Annotated in this window: 14 protein-coding genes; 8 read left to right on the top strand and 6 right to left on the bottom strand. The window is 62.2% G+C overall.

The genetic code is table 11. The features are described from left to right. The first annotated feature begins 1 nt into the window (after position 1). The 7 genes from CWO89_RS06670 to CWO89_RS06640 all read left to right on the top strand — a co-directional run bounded on the left by CWO89_RS06670 (position 2) and on the right by CWO89_RS06640 (position 9,048). Positions 2–2,434 (top strand): PAS domain S-box protein, encoded by a 2,433-nt coding sequence (locus CWO89_RS06670; RefSeq protein ID WP_130577838.1) that lies wholly within the window; start codon positions 2–4, stop codon positions 2,432–2,434. A gap of 175 nt (positions 2,435–2,609) precedes the next feature. Further along, positions 2,610–3,539 (top strand): 3-hydroxyacyl-CoA dehydrogenase, encoded by a 930-nt coding sequence (locus CWO89_RS06665; RefSeq protein WP_130577837.1) that lies wholly within the window; start codon positions 2,610–2,612, stop codon positions 3,537–3,539. Continuing rightward, on the top strand, positions 3,427–4,506 hold the full coding sequence (locus CWO89_RS06660) for a 3-hydroxyacyl-CoA dehydrogenase NAD-binding domain-containing protein (RefSeq protein WP_245475778.1): 1,080 nt from the start codon (positions 3,427–3,429) through the stop codon (positions 4,504–4,506). The genes CWO89_RS06665 and CWO89_RS06660 overlap by 113 nt, the downstream gene beginning before the upstream one ends. 250 nt (positions 4,507–4,756) lie before the next feature. Beyond that, complete coding sequence (locus CWO89_RS06655; RefSeq protein ID WP_130577835.1) at positions 4,757–5,974, top strand: acyl-CoA dehydrogenase family protein; 1,218 nt, start codon at positions 4,757–4,759, stop codon at positions 5,972–5,974. A 65-nt stretch (positions 5,975–6,039) separates the two neighbouring features. After that, on the top strand, positions 6,040–6,834 hold the full coding sequence (locus CWO89_RS06650; protein WP_130577834.1) for an enoyl-CoA hydratase-related protein: 795 nt from the start codon (positions 6,040–6,042) through the stop codon (positions 6,832–6,834). A 136-nt stretch (positions 6,835–6,970) separates the two neighbouring features. After that, positions 6,971–7,795 (top strand): alpha/beta fold hydrolase, encoded by an 825-nt coding sequence (locus tag CWO89_RS06645; protein ID WP_207234417.1) that lies wholly within the window; start codon positions 6,971–6,973, stop codon positions 7,793–7,795. A gap of 17 nt (positions 7,796–7,812) precedes the next feature. Then, the gene (locus CWO89_RS06640) at positions 7,813–9,048 is read left to right on the top strand and encodes a CaiB/BaiF CoA transferase family protein (protein ID WP_130577833.1); all 1,236 of its coding nucleotides are present in this window, start codon (positions 7,813–7,815) and stop codon (positions 9,046–9,048) included. 106 nt (positions 9,049–9,154) lie between these two features. Here CWO89_RS06640 and CWO89_RS06635 read toward each other — a convergent pair whose 3' ends face one another. From CWO89_RS06635 to CWO89_RS06615, 5 genes are read right to left on the bottom strand one after another with little or no spacing between them, the layout of a single operon-like run. Further along, positions 9,155–9,604: a hypothetical protein gene (locus tag CWO89_RS06635; protein WP_130577832.1), complete on the bottom strand. Its 450-nt coding sequence runs from the start codon at positions 9,602–9,604 to the stop codon at positions 9,155–9,157. A gap of 10 nt (positions 9,605–9,614) precedes the next feature. Then, positions 9,615–10,796: an ABC transporter permease gene (locus tag CWO89_RS06630; protein ID WP_130577831.1), complete on the bottom strand. Its 1,182-nt coding sequence runs from the start codon at positions 10,794–10,796 to the stop codon at positions 9,615–9,617. After that, positions 10,793–11,980, bottom strand: coding sequence for an ABC transporter permease (locus tag CWO89_RS06625; RefSeq protein ID WP_130577830.1), 1,188 nt, complete (start codon positions 11,978–11,980; stop codon positions 10,793–10,795). The genes CWO89_RS06630 and CWO89_RS06625 overlap by 4 nt, the downstream gene beginning before the upstream one ends. Position 11,981: 1 nt before the next feature. Continuing rightward, complete coding sequence (locus CWO89_RS06620; protein ID WP_130577829.1) at positions 11,982–12,980, bottom strand: HlyD family secretion protein; 999 nt, start codon at positions 12,978–12,980, stop codon at positions 11,982–11,984. Further along, positions 12,977–14,332 carry an NAD(P)/FAD-dependent oxidoreductase gene (locus tag CWO89_RS06615; protein WP_130577828.1) on the bottom strand — a complete coding sequence of 452 codons (1,356 nt, stop codon included), beginning with the start codon at positions 14,330–14,332 and terminating at the stop codon, positions 12,977–12,979. The genes CWO89_RS06620 and CWO89_RS06615 overlap by 4 nt, the downstream gene beginning before the upstream one ends. A 324-nt stretch (positions 14,333–14,656) precedes the next feature. Between CWO89_RS06615 and CWO89_RS06610 the strand changes: the two genes are divergently transcribed. Continuing rightward, on the top strand, positions 14,657–16,000 hold the full coding sequence (locus CWO89_RS06610) for an adenylate/guanylate cyclase domain-containing protein (RefSeq protein WP_165421028.1): 1,344 nt from the start codon (positions 14,657–14,659) through the stop codon (positions 15,998–16,000). 30 nt (positions 16,001–16,030) lie between these two features. On the opposite strand, the gene CWO89_RS06605 is transcribed toward CWO89_RS06610, so the two are convergent. Then, positions 16,031–17,248: an acyl-CoA dehydrogenase family protein gene (locus CWO89_RS06605; protein WP_130577826.1), complete on the bottom strand. Its 1,218-nt coding sequence runs from the start codon at positions 17,246–17,248 to the stop codon at positions 16,031–16,033. Positions 17,249–17,273 lie beyond the last annotated feature (25 nt).

Here is a 17,273-nt window from a genome sequence, read left to right as displayed (position 1 = left end):
CATGCAGCATCTGAGGCAGTCAGACACAGCGGTCGAGTACGAGCCGACGAGCGCCGAGCATAGGCCTGTGCCAACAAGCTTCCTCTCGGAATTCATAGCGGCTCTCCTCAACACGAAGCCAAATCCTGACGTCATCCTCCCGAGAACAAGACCTACGTTCAACGAGCATATTCGCTACCTTGCGAGGCTCTGGACGGTCGGCATCGTGCTGATGACAGCGGCAACCTGGGGAATGGTGCGGCTCCAGATTTTCGATCGCCCGGGAACCGCAATACTCGCCTATTTGCTCATCATCATCGTACTTTCGCTGATGGACAGTTTCGTCACTTCCGCGCTCTTCTCGCTGATTGCGGTCGGCTGCCTAAACTACTTCTTCATGGTACCCCTCTATTCCTTCGAGATCACGAGTACGCAGGACGCGGTGGCCCTTGTCGCATTCGTGGTGACGTCGTTTGCGATCACCACGCTCGTCAGGAGAGCACGCCGCTTCGGCGAGGCACAGCACGCGCAGGCGCATCTCCTCGACCTGACACCGGACGCCATCCTGGTCGTCGATGTCAATCGCGTCATCACTTACTGGAACCGCGGCGCCGAACGGCTGTTCGGCTGGACCCGGGAGGAAGCGCTCGGCAAGACCGTGCACTTGCTCTTGAAGACCGTCTATCCTGCCCCCTTGCAGGAGATCGTCGAGACCGCCAACCGCGACGGCCGTTGGGAGGGCGAATTGGTGCAGATGACGCGCGACGGCGCCGAGGTCGTGGTTTCCAGCAAATGGACAGTGCGGCGTGACACACGGGGAAACTTGATCGGCACGCTCCAAAGCAATACCGATATCACAGCCCGCAAGCGCGCCGAGGAAGCGCTCTTGAAAAGCCAGGCGGCCTATCTATCGGAAGCGCAGCGATTGAGCCACACCGGCAGTTTCGGCTGGAACGTCACGACCGGCGAACTGACCTGGTCGGCGGAGAGTTTCAGGATATTCGGATTTGATAGCGAAGCAAAACCGACCCTCGAGCTCGTCTTCCAGCGCGTCCATCCCGACGACCGTATACTGGTCCGCACGCAGCTTGAGCGAGCGGCCACCCACGAGGAGCCGCTCGATTTCGAACATCGGCTGCTGATGCCGAATGGCTCAGTGAAGACGCTGCATGTCGTCGCCCGCCCCTCACTGGAGGAACGCGGACATCCGAAGCTGGTCGGCGCCGTCATGGACGTAACTTCGCACAAGGTCGCCTATTCGGCCTTGGAGCAAAGCGAGCAACGCTATCGCCTTCTTTTCAAATTCATGCCGATCTCATTATGGAGGGTTGATGCCGGGGCCGCGTGCGAGATGCTTGATGAACTCAGGGCCGCCGGCGTCACTGACTTCCCGGCGTACCTGGACGCACATCCCGAATGGATAATGAAAGCGATGCACGCATTCAAAACCGAGGAAGTTAACGACGCATGCGTACGTTTGCTGGGCGCCAAAGACGCACAGGACTTGTTGGGACCAATAACCCCATTTTGGCAGCCCAAATACCTGCGGCGCCTTCTCGAGAGCCGATTTCGAAATGAATCATTCTTCGAGGAAAAAATGCAGTTCGTCACACTGGACGGCCGGCTAATCGACGTGCTTTTCACTGCAGTGCGCACCGGTTTCGGCTTCTCAATTTCGGGACTGGTCGATTTGACCGAGCTCGTCAAAGCGCAGGAGACACTTGAGCGATTGCAGATCGAGTTCGCGCATGCCGCCCGGGTCTCGACGCTTGGCGAATTGACCGCCTCGATCGCCCATGAGCTCAACCAGCCGCTCGGAGCGATAGCGACCAATTGCTCGGCGGGTCTCAGATGGCTCAACCGCCCCCAGCCGGATTTGGACGAGGTCCGTACGTTGATCCAACGCAGTCTTTCGGATGCCCGGCGGGCGGCCGACATTATCGCCCGCGTGCGCGAGATGGCCGCGCGCCGCGCGCCCGCGCGCGTGCTCGTATCCCCGCACGCCATCATCCTGGAAGCGCTGCAGTTCCTTCGGCATGAAGTCGAGTGGCGCGGCGTTACCGTGTCACACAGCTTCTTGCCCGCGGCGCCGCATGTGCTGGCGGATCGGACCTTGCTGCATCAGGTCATTGTCAATCTTGCCGTCAACGCCATGCAGGCCATGGCGCAGGTTGGCGCAGCAGAGCGCAGGATCACCGTGCGGACCGCCTCGCTTGACGGCGCGTCGCTGTGCTGCAGCGTCGAGGACAGCGGTCCCGGAATCGAACCGGATCACCAGCCCCGCTTGTTCGAGAGCTTCTTCACGACCAAGGAGGGAGGCATGGGAATGGGATTGTCCATCTGCCGCTCGATCATTGAGGCCCATGGCGGGCGAATCGAAGCCGACAATGGCAGCATCCACGGTGGCGCCCGATTCTCCTTCACGTTGCCGGCGGCGAATGGAACCCTGCAATAGGGTTTCGGTAAGCCGCGAGCATTCAGTACGCAAGGCTGTGGTCCAGAGAAAAAGCAAAACCATTCCAGAGGCGGCAATCCCATCCAATAAGGCGAGCGGCACTTGAGCCATTGTAGCCGCCGACAACCGGTCGAACCCGATCGGTTGTCGGACGCATTAGCTGCAGAGGTGACACATGCCCGACGCCGTCTCGAAACCAGTGCCACACCCCGGCGCGCAGGCCGCCACCCCTCGCTTGTTTGTGCTCGAATTGAATGCCGGCTGCATTCATTCGATGAACGTAGATGGTTCGAACAAGAAGACCATTGTGACTGGCTGCCGGTTTCCGGACGGCATTGTCGTAGATGTCGAAGCGGGCCACATCTACTGGACCAACATGGGCGTTCCAAGCCTGAACGACGGCTCGATCGAGCGCGCTGATCTCGATGGCAGGAACCGCAAGACCATCGTCGCCGAAGGCGACACTCATACCCCCAAGCAGATCATTCTCGACAAGCAAGCCGGCAAACTATACTGGTGCGATCGCGAGGGCATGCGCGTCATGCGGGCCAATCTCGACGGCTCGCAATTGGAGACGCTGATCGAAGCGGGCTACGGCGACGCGGACCGGCGTGACCAGACCCGGTGGTGCGTCGGGCTCACCATCGACCCCAGGCACAACAATATCTACTGGACGCAGAAGGGCCCAGACAATGGCGGCCAGGGCCGCATCTTCTGCGCCAACGTGGAAATTCCGAAAGGCGAGACGGCCGAGAAGCGTTCCGACGTCAAGGTGTTCTTCGATGGCCTGCCGGAGCCGATCGACCTCGAGCTCGATCTGAAGAGCCGCCTCCTGTACTGGACCGATCGTGGCGACGCGCCGCGTGGCAACACCGTCAGTCGGGCCTCGATCGACCACAAGCCCGCCGAGCCCGAGATCGTGTTGAATCATCTGATGGAAGCGATCGGCATTGCGCTGGACGTCCCGCACGATCGGATCTTCGTGACCGATTTTGCCGGATCGCTCTACTCGTCTCGGCTCGACGGCTCGGCCGAGCGAAATTTCCTCTACGCCCAGGGCAATCTCACCGGCATCGCCTATGCCGAAATCCCCCAGGAGAATTGATATGCCGGAGCACAAGCCCATTCGCCGGGTGGCCATCATAGGAACGGGCGTCATTGGCGCGAGCTGGACCGCCCTCTTCCTTGCGAACGGCCTCGAGGTTGTGGCGACCGACGTTGCCCCGGACGCGGAAGCGGCTCTCAGGCGCTTTGTTGCAACGGCCTGGCCGGCGCTGCAGCGATTAGGCCTTGCGCCCGGCGCAACACAGAGCAGGCTGACTTTCACCGCAGCACTCGCGAACGCGGTGAGGGACGCTGATCTCGTTCAGGAGAACGGCCCGGAAAAACTCGATTTCAAACGAACGCTGTATAAGCAGCTCGACGAGCTCCTGCCCGCCGATGCGATCATCGCCTCGAGCTCGTCGGGGCTGACCATGAGCGAGATCCAGTCCGCCTGCGAGTTGCATCCAGAGCGCTGCGTGATCGGGCATCCCTTCAATCCGCCTCATCTAGTCCCGCTCGTTGAGATCGTTGGCGGCGTCAGGACTTCAGAGGACACCATACGCCGCGCCGCGGAGTTCTATACGTCCATCGGCAAGCGGACGATCCGTCTCAACAAAGAAGTGCCCGGCCACGTCGCGAACCGACTGCAAGCCGCACTGGCGCGGGAGGTCTATCACCTTGTTGCTGACGGGGTCGTCAGCGTCGCCGACGTCGACACCGCGTTGAGCTGGGGGCCAGGCCTGCGTTGGGGCATTATGGGCCAAGTGCTTCTCAATCATCTCGGCGGCGGCCAGGGTGGCATCGAGCATTTCTTCAAACAGTTCACCGGTCCGATGACGGCCTGGTGGAAGGTGCTGGGCTCGCCGGAGCTTACCCCTGAGGTTCAGCAAAAGCTGATCGACGGCGTTCACGCCGAAGTCGGTTCACGCTCTATCGACGAGCTGGCTGCGGAGCGCGACGAAATCCTGCTCGGGCTTATCGAAATGCGCAACAAGGCCAGCAAGGCAAATCAGGCAAAGGTCGCCTAATCGCCAAACGTTCGATCGGACCGCACGCGCCTCCAAAACCTCAGTCCTTGGAGGCGAATTCACGACGGCGCGGCGACGAATTCGCACTTCGCCGCTCCCGCTACAACGAAGCAAAAACGTCCCTGGAACGGCAAGCGGCTTCAAGAACGCGGACGGCGCTCCCGGCAAATTCGGCGGCGAGACCAATCAGCACGCTCGACGCTTCGCTCAGGCTTTCGCGCTTCAAACCGTCCCGCCAAGGAGATTCAACATGGCCACAGCCACTGCAGCCCGCAAACCGGACGCGAAGGCACTGCCAGTGCCGGACGGCGATTTCTACCAACTTGTCGAGCTCCTGAACGCCGACGAGTTGGCGCTTGTCAAGAAGGTGCGGGCCTACATGGATACGAAGGTCAAGCCGATCATCAACAAATATTGGTCCGACGACGCCTTCCCGTTCGAACTGTTGCCGTCATTCAAGGAGCTCGGCATCGGCGGGCTTGGCTACGAAGGCTATGGATGCGCCGGCGGCAGCCAGAAGCAGTTCGGCTTCGTGGCAATGGAGTTGGCACGGGTCGATCCGTCGATCTGTACCTTCTTCGGTGTCCACAGTGGCCTTGCGATGGGCTCGATCTATCTCGACGGTTCCGAAGAGCAGAAGCAGAAATGGCTGCCGCAGATGGCTCGTTTCGAGAAGATCGGCTGCTTCGGCCTGACCGAGCCCTTGATCGGCTCCGGTGCGAGCGGCGGCCTGACCACGACCGCGAAGCGCGACGGCGATTCCTGGGTCCTGAACGGCCAGAAGCACTGGATCGGCAACGCGCCATGGTGCGATCTCTCCATCATCTGGGCCCGCGACCTCGGCGACAACCAGGTGAAGGGCTTTATCGTGGAGAACAAGAGCTCGCCCGGCTTCAGCGTCGAGAAGATCGAACACAAGGTCGCGCTCAAGGTTGTCCAGAACGGCCAGATTACGCTGACGGACGTGCGCGTGCCAGAAGCTAGCCGGCTGCAGGGCGGCAACTCCTTCCGCGACACCGCCCGCGTATTGCGCATGACCCGCTACATGGTCGGGTGGGCATCGACCGGTGCGCAGATGGGCGCATTTGAGAACACCCTCGCCTACACCCAGAGCCGTCTCCAGTTCGGCAAGCCCATCGCCTCGTTCCAGCTGGTGCAGGATCTGCTGGCCAAGATGCTCGGCAACCTTACCGCTTGCCAATGCATGATGCTCCGGCTGGCCCAGCTCGACGACGAAGGCAAGCTCGGCGACCACCATGCGGCGCTGGCCAAAGCCTTCTGCACGGCGAAAGCTCGCGAAACCGTCGCGTGGGGGCGCGAACTTTTGGGCGGCAACGGCATCGTCGCGGACTACAACGTGGCGCGCTTCTTTGCCGACGTCGAGGCGCTCTACTCCTACGAAGGAACCTACCAGATGCAGAATCTGATCGTCGGCAAGGCGATCACCGGCATCAGCGCCTTCATCTAACCGCGCCGCAGAACGGGCGAGAGGTCACGCCCTCCGCCCATCCCGTTCCGGACGAGGAGACAGTAATGGCAGATACGTTGGCGCTGGCGAACGTGCTCTACGAGAAGAAGAACGGCATCGCCTACGTGACCCTCAATCGCCCAAAAGTGCTCAATGCCCTGAACACGCCGACCTGGATCGACCTGCAGAGAGCGTTCGAGGACGCAAAGGCTGACGCATCCGTGCACGGCGTGATCCTCACAGGCGCCGGCGACAAGGCCTTCATCGCCGGGGCCGATATCAGCGAGCTCGCCCATGTCGACGCCTATGAGGCGGAGGAATCCAGTCGCTTCGGTCAGGATGTGCTGAACCTGATCGAAAATCTCGGCAAGCCCGTGATCGCGGCGATCAATGGCTTCGCGCTTGGCGGTGGTTGCGAAACGGCGATGGCCTGCACCATCCGGATCGCGGCCGAGCATGCCAAGTTCGGACAACCCGAGGTCAAGCTCGGCCTGTTACCCGGCGGCGGCGGCACGCAACGTTTGCCCCGGCTGGTCGGCAAGGGCCGGGCTCTGCAGCTCATCCTGACCGGGGAAACGATTTCGGCGCAGGAAGCATACCGCATCGGGTTGGTGAACGAGGTTGTGCCGGCGACTGAGGTGATCGCGCGCGCCGAAGCGATCTTGAAGCAGATCGCCGCCAACGCGCCGATCGCCGTGAAATTCTCACTGGAAGCAGCTCACAAGGGCCTCGAGACAAGCCAGAGGGAGGGATTTGCGCTGGAGGCCTCCTATTTCGGCATCTGCGCCGCGACCGAGGACAAGAAGGAAGGCACTGCCGCTTTCCTCGAGAAGCGCGTGCCGCAGTTTCATGGTCGTTGAAGCGCGAGTGGCTGAAAGGCGTGTCATGGCAGTCTCCAAAACATCCGCGAGTCCAAGCGCCGAATTTCAGCTCACCAGTGCCGACGGATTATGCGTAGCCTGCGCGCGCTGGGACAGCTGCGGGCCGACCCGGGGCGTGATCCAGATCGCGCACGGCATGGGCGAACATCTGAGGCGCTACGTCGACACCATCGATGTTCTGGTTTCGATGGGGCTTACAGTCTACGGCAACGATCATCGCGGTCATGGACTCACCGCTCGCTCGGCCGCACAGTTGGGAGATTTTGGCGAAGGCGGCTTCGAGCTGCTCGTGGCGGACATGGTGCGCCTCAGCGAAGTTGCCAGGAACGAGCATCCCGACCTGCCCCTGCTCCTGTTTGGCCACAGCATGGGCTCCTTCGCGGCGCAGCGCTATGCGATCGGTCACGGCCATAAAATCGATGGTCTCATCCTTTCGGGGTCAGGGGCGCTCGACGGGCTGGCGCGACTGGCGAGTTCGGCGCCACCCGGAGCGAACCTGCTCAACGCCGCATTTGAGCCGGCGCGCACGCCGTTCGACTGGCTGAGCCGCGATGAGCTCGTTGTCGACGCGTTCATCGATGACCCCCTGTGTTTTGCGGCCCTGCAGCCGGATTCGCTTGCGTCCTTTCTTGGTTCGGCTCCCACGCTCTGCGATCCCGTTGCCTTGTCAAAGATACGCTGCGACCTACCGGTCTACCTGTTTTCCGGCAGCGAAGATCCCGTCGGCCAATACCTCGATGGCGTCAGACTCCTGGTGGAGCGCTACCGCGCCGCCGGCCTGCACGACATCGCCTTCGATGCCTATCCGGGCGGACGCCACGAGATGCTCAACGAAACCAATCGCCGCGAAGTCCAGACGCGGCTAACCGGATGGATTTCCCGCGTGCTGGACCGCCCGGCCGCCGATGACACCCGTCATTCGATCGCGCACAAACTGTAACGCTGAGGAGACAGCAAATGTCCACTGACAACATTTTCTCGGGACTGAAGGTTGTGGATCTGGCGAGTTTCATCGCCGGCCCGGGAGCCGCCGTCATCCTCTCCGACTTCGGCGCTGACGTCATCAAGGTCGAGCCGCCAAGCGGCGATACCTGGCGCATCGGCTACAAGATCCCGCCGCAGCCGCGTGCCAAGGACAACTATCCCTGGCATCTGAACAATCGCAACAAGCGGAGCCTGACGCTGGATCTGAAATCGCCGCACGCGGCTGAGATTCTCGAGCGGCTGGTCAAATGGGCCGACGTGCTGATCGTCAACACCCCGCACCCCGCGCGCAAGCGGTTGAAGCTCAACTATGAGGATGTCACGGCGTGGAATCCCCGCCTGATCTATGCCGACATTACCGGCTATGGCGACAAGGGGCCGGATGCCGACCTGCCCGGATTTGACATCACCGCCTATTGGGCGCGGAGCGGCCTGCTTTCCCTCACCCGCGATGCCGGCGCGCCGCCGACCTTGCCGGTCTCCGGCAGCGGCGATCATGCCACCGCCGTCAGCCTCTACTCGGCCATCGTGACCGCGCTGTACCGGCGTGAGCGGACGGGGCAAGGCTCTTACGTGACGACGTCGCTGCTCGCCTCGGGTGTCTGGGCCTGCGGTGTCTCGGTCCAAGCGGCGCTGTGCGACGCCCAGTTCTATCCATTGCACGATCGCAAGAGCCCACCGAACGCGATCTTCAATGTCTATCAGGCCTCCGACGAGGCCTGGTTCCTGATCGTGCTGACGCCTGACAAATGGCCTGCCTTCGCGACCGCTGTCGGCCGCCCCGATCTCTTGTCCGACGCCCGCTTCTCGGATGCCGCAAAGCTGGTGGCAAACGCGGCACAGCTTTCGGCAATCCTCGACGAGGTATTCCGTTCGCAACCGATGTCGCATTGGCACGACGTTTTCGATCACAGCCACATCACTTTCGGTGTGGTCCGGGCGCCTTACGAGGTCGTCAAGGATCCGCAGCTGCACGAGAACGACATCGTCGTTCCGCTCGAGGGCGCTGGCGGCAATCTGACGTTCACCGTCAGCAGTCCGCTGCAGATCCACGGCGTGACGAAGGTCGCGGCCAGGCGCGCGCCGAAGCTCGGCGAGCACAATGCCGATATTCTCAAGGAGTTGGGCTATGACGACAGCCGGATCGAGGGACTGCTCGTCAGCGGCGCCGTGCCACGCCCTCAGGAGCATAAGCCCTCGGCTGCCTAGCGACGGCTATTGATGCTTGACTTCAAGACACTGCGACCGGGCCTTTGCTTTGCCCGCTCGCTGGTCGCGGCCGAATGAAGCCATTCGCGGCTTGAAATCAACCAGCTCAGAAACGCCGGGCATCCAGCTCCTCGAACTCCATGCGGCAGGCCACGCTGAACTCGTGCAACAGGTCGATCGCGCCATGCTTCGCCATCTCGCGAAGCTCGACGAAAGTCCGGTCAGGCTCAAGGTAAGTGTCGAGGATCTTCCTCGCGATGTGCTCGCCGCAGTGGACGACGCGTTCACTCGATAGCACCCGCATCCTTCCAAGCTTGCCGTAGAGACCGACCAGGCCCGGTATGTCGGCCTCATCGTGCTGGAGCGCATCGATATAGCATTTCGAGGCTTGCTCGATGAACTCCCGGTAAAGGTCCTGACGGCGGCTCTGCTCATGCGACAGCCATTGCGCGCGAAGCTGGAGCCGCTGGGTCAGCAAGTTCGCGATCAGACTGGTCATCCCGCCGACGGCGGTCCCGGTCAGGGCAGCGAGCGCGGAAATGATCGAGGCGTCCATTGCGATGTCCTCAGCCGGGGACGGGAAGCGGCGCACGGCGCCGCCTGATAAACTCGATGATCACGGCGATGCAGGCATAGACGGCTACGAGCAGCCAAAGACCCAGGAATTCGCGGTGGACGTCGGACAGGCTAGCGCCGAGTTGGGCGACGTCGACCAGGCCATCGATCGCAAGCGTGCTTGGCAATAGCTGCGACAATAGCCTGACCGGCGCGGGCATCACTTCGGCGGGCCAGGCAAAGCCCGCAAGGAAGAAGAACGGCAGCCCAATCGCTGCGAAGACGAGCTGGACCGCCAGCGGATTGCGGAAGGTCGCCGCGACCACCAGGCCGAGACCTCCCACCGCGAGCGTGAACGGCACCGCGAAGGCCAAAATGGTCGCGACCGAACCGAGGCGTGGAATCCCGTAAAGATATGGCAGGCCAATCAGGTAGGTCGCAACGATCAGCGCGTGGATCGCAAGATAGGCGAGCAGCTTGCCTGCTACGGTCGCGATCGATTCAAAGGCGAGGTCGCTGACGCGCCTTCGCGCCGTGCCGGTCCAGATCACCTGCGCTCCCGGCAAGGTGCCGAGCAAGCCTACGCCGATCAGCAACGTCTGCTGCAGGATCAGCACGAAGGCGGCGGGCAGGATATAGGTGGCGTAACCGCCCTGCGGGTTGAACAGCGGAACCGGAATGAAAGGCATTGGATCGGTCACCGCGGCCGCAACCGGCGGATCGACGCCGAGCCCGACCAAGCGCGCGATCTCGAAATTGGTTCCGAGCGTACGCGACACCGCCGTCACCGCGCCGTTCATGCGCTGATACATCAGGAAATAGCTGGCGTCCGCGTAGAGTGCGATCGGTGACGATCGGCCATGCAGCAGGTCCCGCTCGAAATGCTGCGGAATGAGGAGGATCCCGAAAATCGAACGGTCATAGACCTCGCGCTCGGCCGTCGGGACGTCCGGGAGGACCCTGGCCACTGCGACATCGGATGTCGCGTCGACCAGCCTCGCCAGTTCGCGACTGGTCTGGGTGCGGTCCTGATCGACGACCGCGATCGGAACCCTGCGCAGGGCTTCGTTCAGATAGGGCTGCGGGTAGAACAGCGCGTAGACGGCGGCGGCGAGCACTACGACCGAAAATACCGGCCGCAGCGAGAATATCCGGCCGATTTCATTGCGAAAGACGGTGAGGAACATCTTCATGCCGCGCGCTCCGGAACAGATCGGCGCATGATCCTTACCCTTATGGCGGTGAGGCTGATAAGCACGGCAACCAAGCCGGTCAGTACCAGCACCGGCTTCCACGAGAGATCGAGCGGCGTTCCTCGGATGGTCTGGTCGATCCGGGCTATCAAGTACCAGGTGCCCGGCAACAGCTCGCCATAGCCATAAGCGAAAGCGTTCATGCCAAGCCGCGGAAAGCCGATGCCCATGAATCCGAAGGCCGGCGCCGTCAACAGCGTGGCGATGCTCACCGCCGCGGCCACCGGCCGAAGCAAGAGCGCGAGCAGCGCTCCGATGAACTGGCAGGCCAGGACGAAGACAATCCCGGCAATCACGAGCACTGCCGGATCGCCTCTCAGCGGCAGCTCCAAGTACTTGAACAGCACGAAATCGGCGATCCCGAGCATCGACAAGAATAGGATCGTATACGGAAGCATCTTTCCAAACATCGCCGGCAAGAGTCCTCCGCCCAAGCGTCGCAATATCGCAAAGCGATGACGTGTCTCGACATCAATGCCGACGGCATAGGCCATCGTAGTCACGACGACGGTCTGCAGCACCGCCGGCAACAGCGCAGCGAGCAGGAAATGCACATAGTTCAGGGTCGAATTGAACAGCGCATGGGTCTGCAGCGGGATCGGCGTGATCGCGGCCTGCGCCTCCTCCACCGGCTGCCCTTCCGCGGTCCTGAGCGAGATCCGGATCCCCGCGGCGACAGTCGGTATGGCGCTGTTGACGCCCCGCAAGACCAGATTGCCGACCGTAAATGTCTGGGTGTTGTAGAAGAGAACGACTTCCGGACGACGGCCGGCGAAAACGTCGCGCTCCAGATTGCGCGGCAGCATCAGGAGGCCGCGGATCTTGCGCGCGACGATCAGATGCCGCCCCTCCGACAGTTCGGCTACATGAAGCACGGTGGCGGTATCGGGCGTGGCATCGACCGCGCGGATGACGGAACGGGAGAGTTCGGACCCGTCGAGATCAAGAACCGCGATCGGCAGCCGCGTGGCAATCCCCGCGCTCAGGATAGCCGTCAACAGCAGCATCAGGCCGAGCGGCACGACGACGGTGAGCATGAGGAGCAACGGACGCCGCCGCAACCAGGCGAGCTCCCGCCAAAATACCAGCGGAAATCCGGGCTGCTGGCGGTCGCGACGCTGCATCTCAGCGCACCCGCGCTTGCCACGCCGCAATCGCGCTCATGCCTGGCCGCAGCCCGTCAACCGGCTGCAACGGCTTGGCCCGCACCTCGAAGGTCCGAAGGTCGAAGTCGCCGGTCGCGCGCGTTGCCCGCCAAGTTGCGTATTGGCCCTGCACATTGATCATCGTGACGCGCACCGGAATGACCTGCGATTTCAGCGCGGGTACCGTGACCTCGAACTTGTCGTCGATTTTCAGCCCAGCGAGCAAGTCCTCACGAAGGTTGAACGTGAACCAGAGATCTCCCATGTCGATCAGCGAGAACAGCGGCGCGCCGGCGCTGAAGTTTTCGCCGAGCTCGGCGACGCGGCTGGTGACCTGGCCGGACGCTGGCGCTCGCAACGTCAATTCCGAGACGTCGACCTCGCGCTGGTTCAGGCTCGCCTCGGCCTGCTTCACCTGTGCTGCCGCCAGCGCCTTCTCCTCGTCGCTGGCTCCCTTGGTGGCAAGGTCAAGCGCAGCCTTGGCCGCCTCGCGCCGGCGTGTTGCGGTTTCCAGGTTCCGCGTTGCCTCGTCCACGCGCTGCTGCGGCGTCGAACCGCTGCTGATCAGGCTCGTCTGCCGGTCGAAGACTTCCTTGCTGAGCACGACATCGGCATCGGCCGCGGCGAGATCCGCCTTGCGGGCGGCGATCGTCTCCGGCCGCGTGCTGTAGACCCGATCGAAATCCGCCGTGGCAACCGCAAGGGCCGCGCGTGCGGCAATGAGGGAGGCTTTCAGCTGAGGACTGTCCAGCTCCGCGAGCAAGGCGCCCCGCTGGACCGTGTCGCCGACATCGACGCGGAGGTCAGCGACCCGTCCATTGACGCGGGGGCTGAGGTCCACGCGGTTGGCCGAAACCTCGCCTTGCACGGTCAATGGCGGTGGCCGCGTCGCAAACCAGAGAAACGTGCCCAGACCGAGCAGCACACCGGCGAGAACAATCCAACGGACGGCTCTTAGTGCGGTAGATGAAGCGTTCATGATCCGGTTTTCTGCTTGATGAGGTCGACGGCACGAGGCGCTTCCGCAATCAATCGCGAACTGCGTTGACCGGTCAGATATGACCAGAACCATTGCGTCTGCACCCTGAACCGATTCTGAAGCTGCGGCAGTGCGAGCACATGGAGGACAGCCCACACGATCCACGTCGCAAAGCCACTGGTCCGCAGGCGACCACCCTCCAGAATCGCAAAATTCTTGCCGACCACCGCCATGTTGCCTTTGCTGCGGTAGCGGAACGGACGGCCATCCTTCCGTCCTTTGACGCGATTAGCGATCAATCGCCCGACAAACCGGCCCTGCTGGATTGCGGCCTGCGCGACGCCGGGCACGGCGTGGCCGTCCTGGGTGAGCGAGCTCGCATCCCCGGCGACGAACACGTCACCCGCCTCCTGGATCTCCATGAAGGGCCCGACCAGAGCCCGCCCGGCCCGGTCGGTCTTGGTGCCGAGCATTTTCACGACCGGCGAGGCTGCTACTCCCGCCGTCCACAGCACGGTCGCGCTGGCAATGCGTTCCCCGCTGGCGATGACGCCCTGCTCGTCGACCGTCTCGACCTTCAGCCCGGTCCTGACCTCGACCCCTAGCCTGGTGAGACGCCGCACGACCTTCTTTGACAGCGGCTCGGCAAAGCTCGGCAGGATACGGCTGCCGCCGTCGAGCAGGATGATCCGGCTGTTCGCCGGATCGATGCTGCGAAAATTGTTGCGTAGCGTGATCGAGACCATCTGCGCGATTGACGCAGCAAGCTCGACGCCGGTCGGGCCGGCTCCAACCAGCACGAACGTCATCTGGCGGGCGCATTCCGTTTCATTTTCGGTAGCCTCGGCCAATTCAAAGGCGCTGAGAATCTTGGTGCGGATGGTTTCGGCGTCATTGAGGCTCTTGAGACCGGGCGCATGCAGCGCGAACTCGTCATGACCGAAATAACTCGGACGCATTCCTGTAGCGACGATGAGATAATCGAAACCGAGCTTGCGGGTGCCAAGTCGTGGATAGATCACTTCGACCACGCGAGCGCTCAGGCTGACGCCGGTAACCTCGGCGAGCACCACGTTGAGATTTTTCTGCTTGGCCTCGAGCTGACGGATCGGCGTCGCGATCTCGGAAGGCGCCAGGACCGCGGTCGCGACCTGGTAGAGGAGCGGCTGAAAGATGTGATGATTCCGCCGATCGATCAGGATGACTTCGACGTCGGCCTTCCTCAACGCGCGCGCCGCCGCAATCCCGGCAAATCCGCCGCCGATGATCACCACACGCTTCCGCGTCAGTGAGGATGATGCGGACGCCGATCCCCTCTCGCGCGGACGTTTCTCGGTCACAACGGTGGTCATCGGCGTATCTGACGATCTCTTGCTGAAGCCCGCCTACGGACCCAAGGGGCATAGAGCGGCCTGCCAGGCCGTTCTTGAACGGGGTTGCGAAGCCTAGAACATCCTTGCCGCATTCGAATTGGTCACTTTTCTCGGGATTACGAAGGTCAAAACCGTCGCGCCTGGTTCGTGGAAACACAGCAAGAGCGTTCCGCCGCCGTCAAACCGATGCAAGCACCGGGCGTGCGCTTTCTCCAAACGGTGACAATGAGTTTCTCGGCGAATCCTTTGCTGGCGGCCTTCGGCCAGCGGCGCGGTTTTTGATTGTTCGCGGAGAGCAAGGGATTGAGCAAGCAGGGAGCTGATGCCGTGCATTGCGTGACCTACTCTCACGGAACGACGATCCAGGCGGCCGATGGACAGACATTGCTCGAGGCGTCAATCCAGAACCGGATTCCGCACCACCACCAGTGCGGCGGCCAAGCACGCTGTACGACCTGCCGGGTCAGGATCCTCGATGGCCTCACGCATGTCTCAGCCCGCACGCCGCTCGAGGAGCGCGTCGCATCGGAGCGCGGGTGGGATGAGTTCACGCGCCTCGCCTGTCAGACCAGGGTACACGGCGACCTCGTCGCGCGCCGGCTCCTGCAGAGCCCGCAGGACATCGTGGTCCTTGACCTCGATGAACTGGGCGCACCTTCCGGCGTCGAGGAGCGGGAACTGGAAGTAGCCGTCCTCTTCTGCGACATCCGCAACTTCACCAGTCAGACGGAAAAGAGCTTACCCTACGACGTCGTCTATTTCCTGAACGGCCACTTCGCGGCCGCGGCGGAAGTCGTGCTGAACAACAATGGATTCATCGACAAATACATTGGCGATGGTCTGCTTGCGATTTTTGGCATCCGCGGTGAGCGGCCGGCGGTCGCGTGCCGGAATGCCGTTCGTGCGGCGATCGCGATGCAAGACGCCGCACAGCGGCTCTCCCCGATGTTCGAACGCGATCTCAACATCTCGCTTCGTCTCGGCATCGGCGTGCATTTCGGACCGGTCATCCTGGGCCGAATCGGTCATCCAGGAAAGCGGCCGATCACCGTCATCGGCAACACCGTGAACGTTGCCAGCCGAATCGAGCGCATGACCAAGCAACTCAATTCTTCGATACTCCTGAGCGACAGCATTGTCGCCGAGCTGCCCGGCGCCCTTCGAGTTGGCGCGAGCCACAAGCTCCAGCTCAAAGGCATGTCGGAAGACTCCGTGCTTTACCATTGCGACGGATTCACGAACCCCGATCCCGCTCTCCTGGTCCAGTCATCGTTCCACCGGATCGCTCCGCGCTTGGTCGCGTTCGGCGAACGCTTCTACCGCATTCTGTTCGAGGCCAATCCGGAACTTCGCCCTTTGTTCAAGAGCGACCTCGCACTCCAGAGACGGATGCTGGTGTCGATGCTGAGTTCTCTCGTCAAAGGACTGAACCGGATAACCGAGATCGAGGGCGGCGTGCGCGCCCTGGGAACGCGTCACTGCCACTATGGGGCAATTTCGACCGATTACGACAAGGTTGCCAATGCACTGCTCTTGACGCTCGCAGAATTCCTTGGCGACGAGTTCACGCCGGAGATTCGTGCCGCCTGGATCGCTGTTTACGGCACGATTTCGGAACTGATGATGGCTGGCGCGGAGGTCGAATAGTGGGCACGCGCCAGTGCAAACCCTATCTCGTCATACGAAAGCGCTCAATCCGGTGATGGACTTGCCGACGATCAAGGTGTTCATCTCCCTGGTCCCCTCATAGGAGTAGATTGCCTCCGCATCGGCCACGAAGCGCCCGATGTGGTTCTCCAGGAGGATGCCGTTGCCGCCGAGCAGCTCGCGGGCATAGCCGACCGTCTCGCGGCACTTCACAGTGCAGAACGCTTTTGCGAGCGAGGCGTGCTCGTCCTGCATCACGCCCTCATCCTGCAACTGCCCGAGTCGTAGCATCATCGCCTGGGTCGATGTGACATTGCCGAGCATGCGCACCAGGAGATCCTGAACGAGCTGGAAGCCGCCGATCGGCCTGCCGAACTGCATTCGCTCGGTGGCGTAACGCAGCGCATGCTCGTAGGCGCCCATCTGGCAGCCCACTGCGAACCACGCCACCCCGGTGCGGGTCATTCTCAAGACCTTTGCCGTGTCCTTGAACGTGTTGGCGTTCTGCAGGCGATCCGCCTCGGGAACGCGGCAGTCCTTCAGGGTGATCAGCCCGTTCTGAACGACCCGCAAAGCCATCTTGGTCCTTATCTTCTCGACCGAGAAGCCCGGATTGTCCTTTCCGACGACGAAGCCCTTGACCTGGTTTGAGCCCTCCTCACGCGCCCAGATCACGTTGATGTCGGCGAAGGTGGCGTTGCCGATCCATTTCTTCTGGCCGTTGAGGATCCAGCTGTCGCCCTCACGGCGGCAGGACGTCATCATTCCGCCCGACGTTGCTGAGCCTACCAATGGCTCGGTCAAACCGAAGGAGCCGATTGAATCGAAGCGCATCATGGCCGGCAGCCAACGCTGCTTCTGCTCCTCGTCGCCGCACAGATAGATCGATCCCGCCGACAGCCCGGTGTGCACCCCCCAGAACGTCGCGACCGACGCATCCACGCGCGCCAGCTCCATCGCGACAAAGCCGTTCAACAGCCAGCTGCCTCCGGCCGCCCCATACCCGTGGTAGCCGATGCCACCTATGCCGATTTCGGCCATCTTGGGAATGATCGCGAACGGAAATTCATCACGACCCCAATAGTCCTCGATCACAAGCGCGACCACGCCTTCCGTGAAGGCGCGAACGCGCCCAAGCAACGCACGCTCCTCATTGTTCAGCACGCTTGCGATCCTGTAGAAGTCGCCGTCAATCGGCGGCGGTACGTAACCCGGTTTCTCCGTCAGCTTTGCCTGCGCGTTCGCCATGGGGTCCTCCCTGGAATGAATGGTG

This window comes from Bradyrhizobium sp. Leo170, from assembly GCF_004296405.1.
Lineage (GTDB): Bacteria > Pseudomonadota > Alphaproteobacteria > Rhizobiales > Xanthobacteraceae > Bradyrhizobium.
This window is presented reverse-complemented; position numbering and strand designations above follow the sequence as displayed.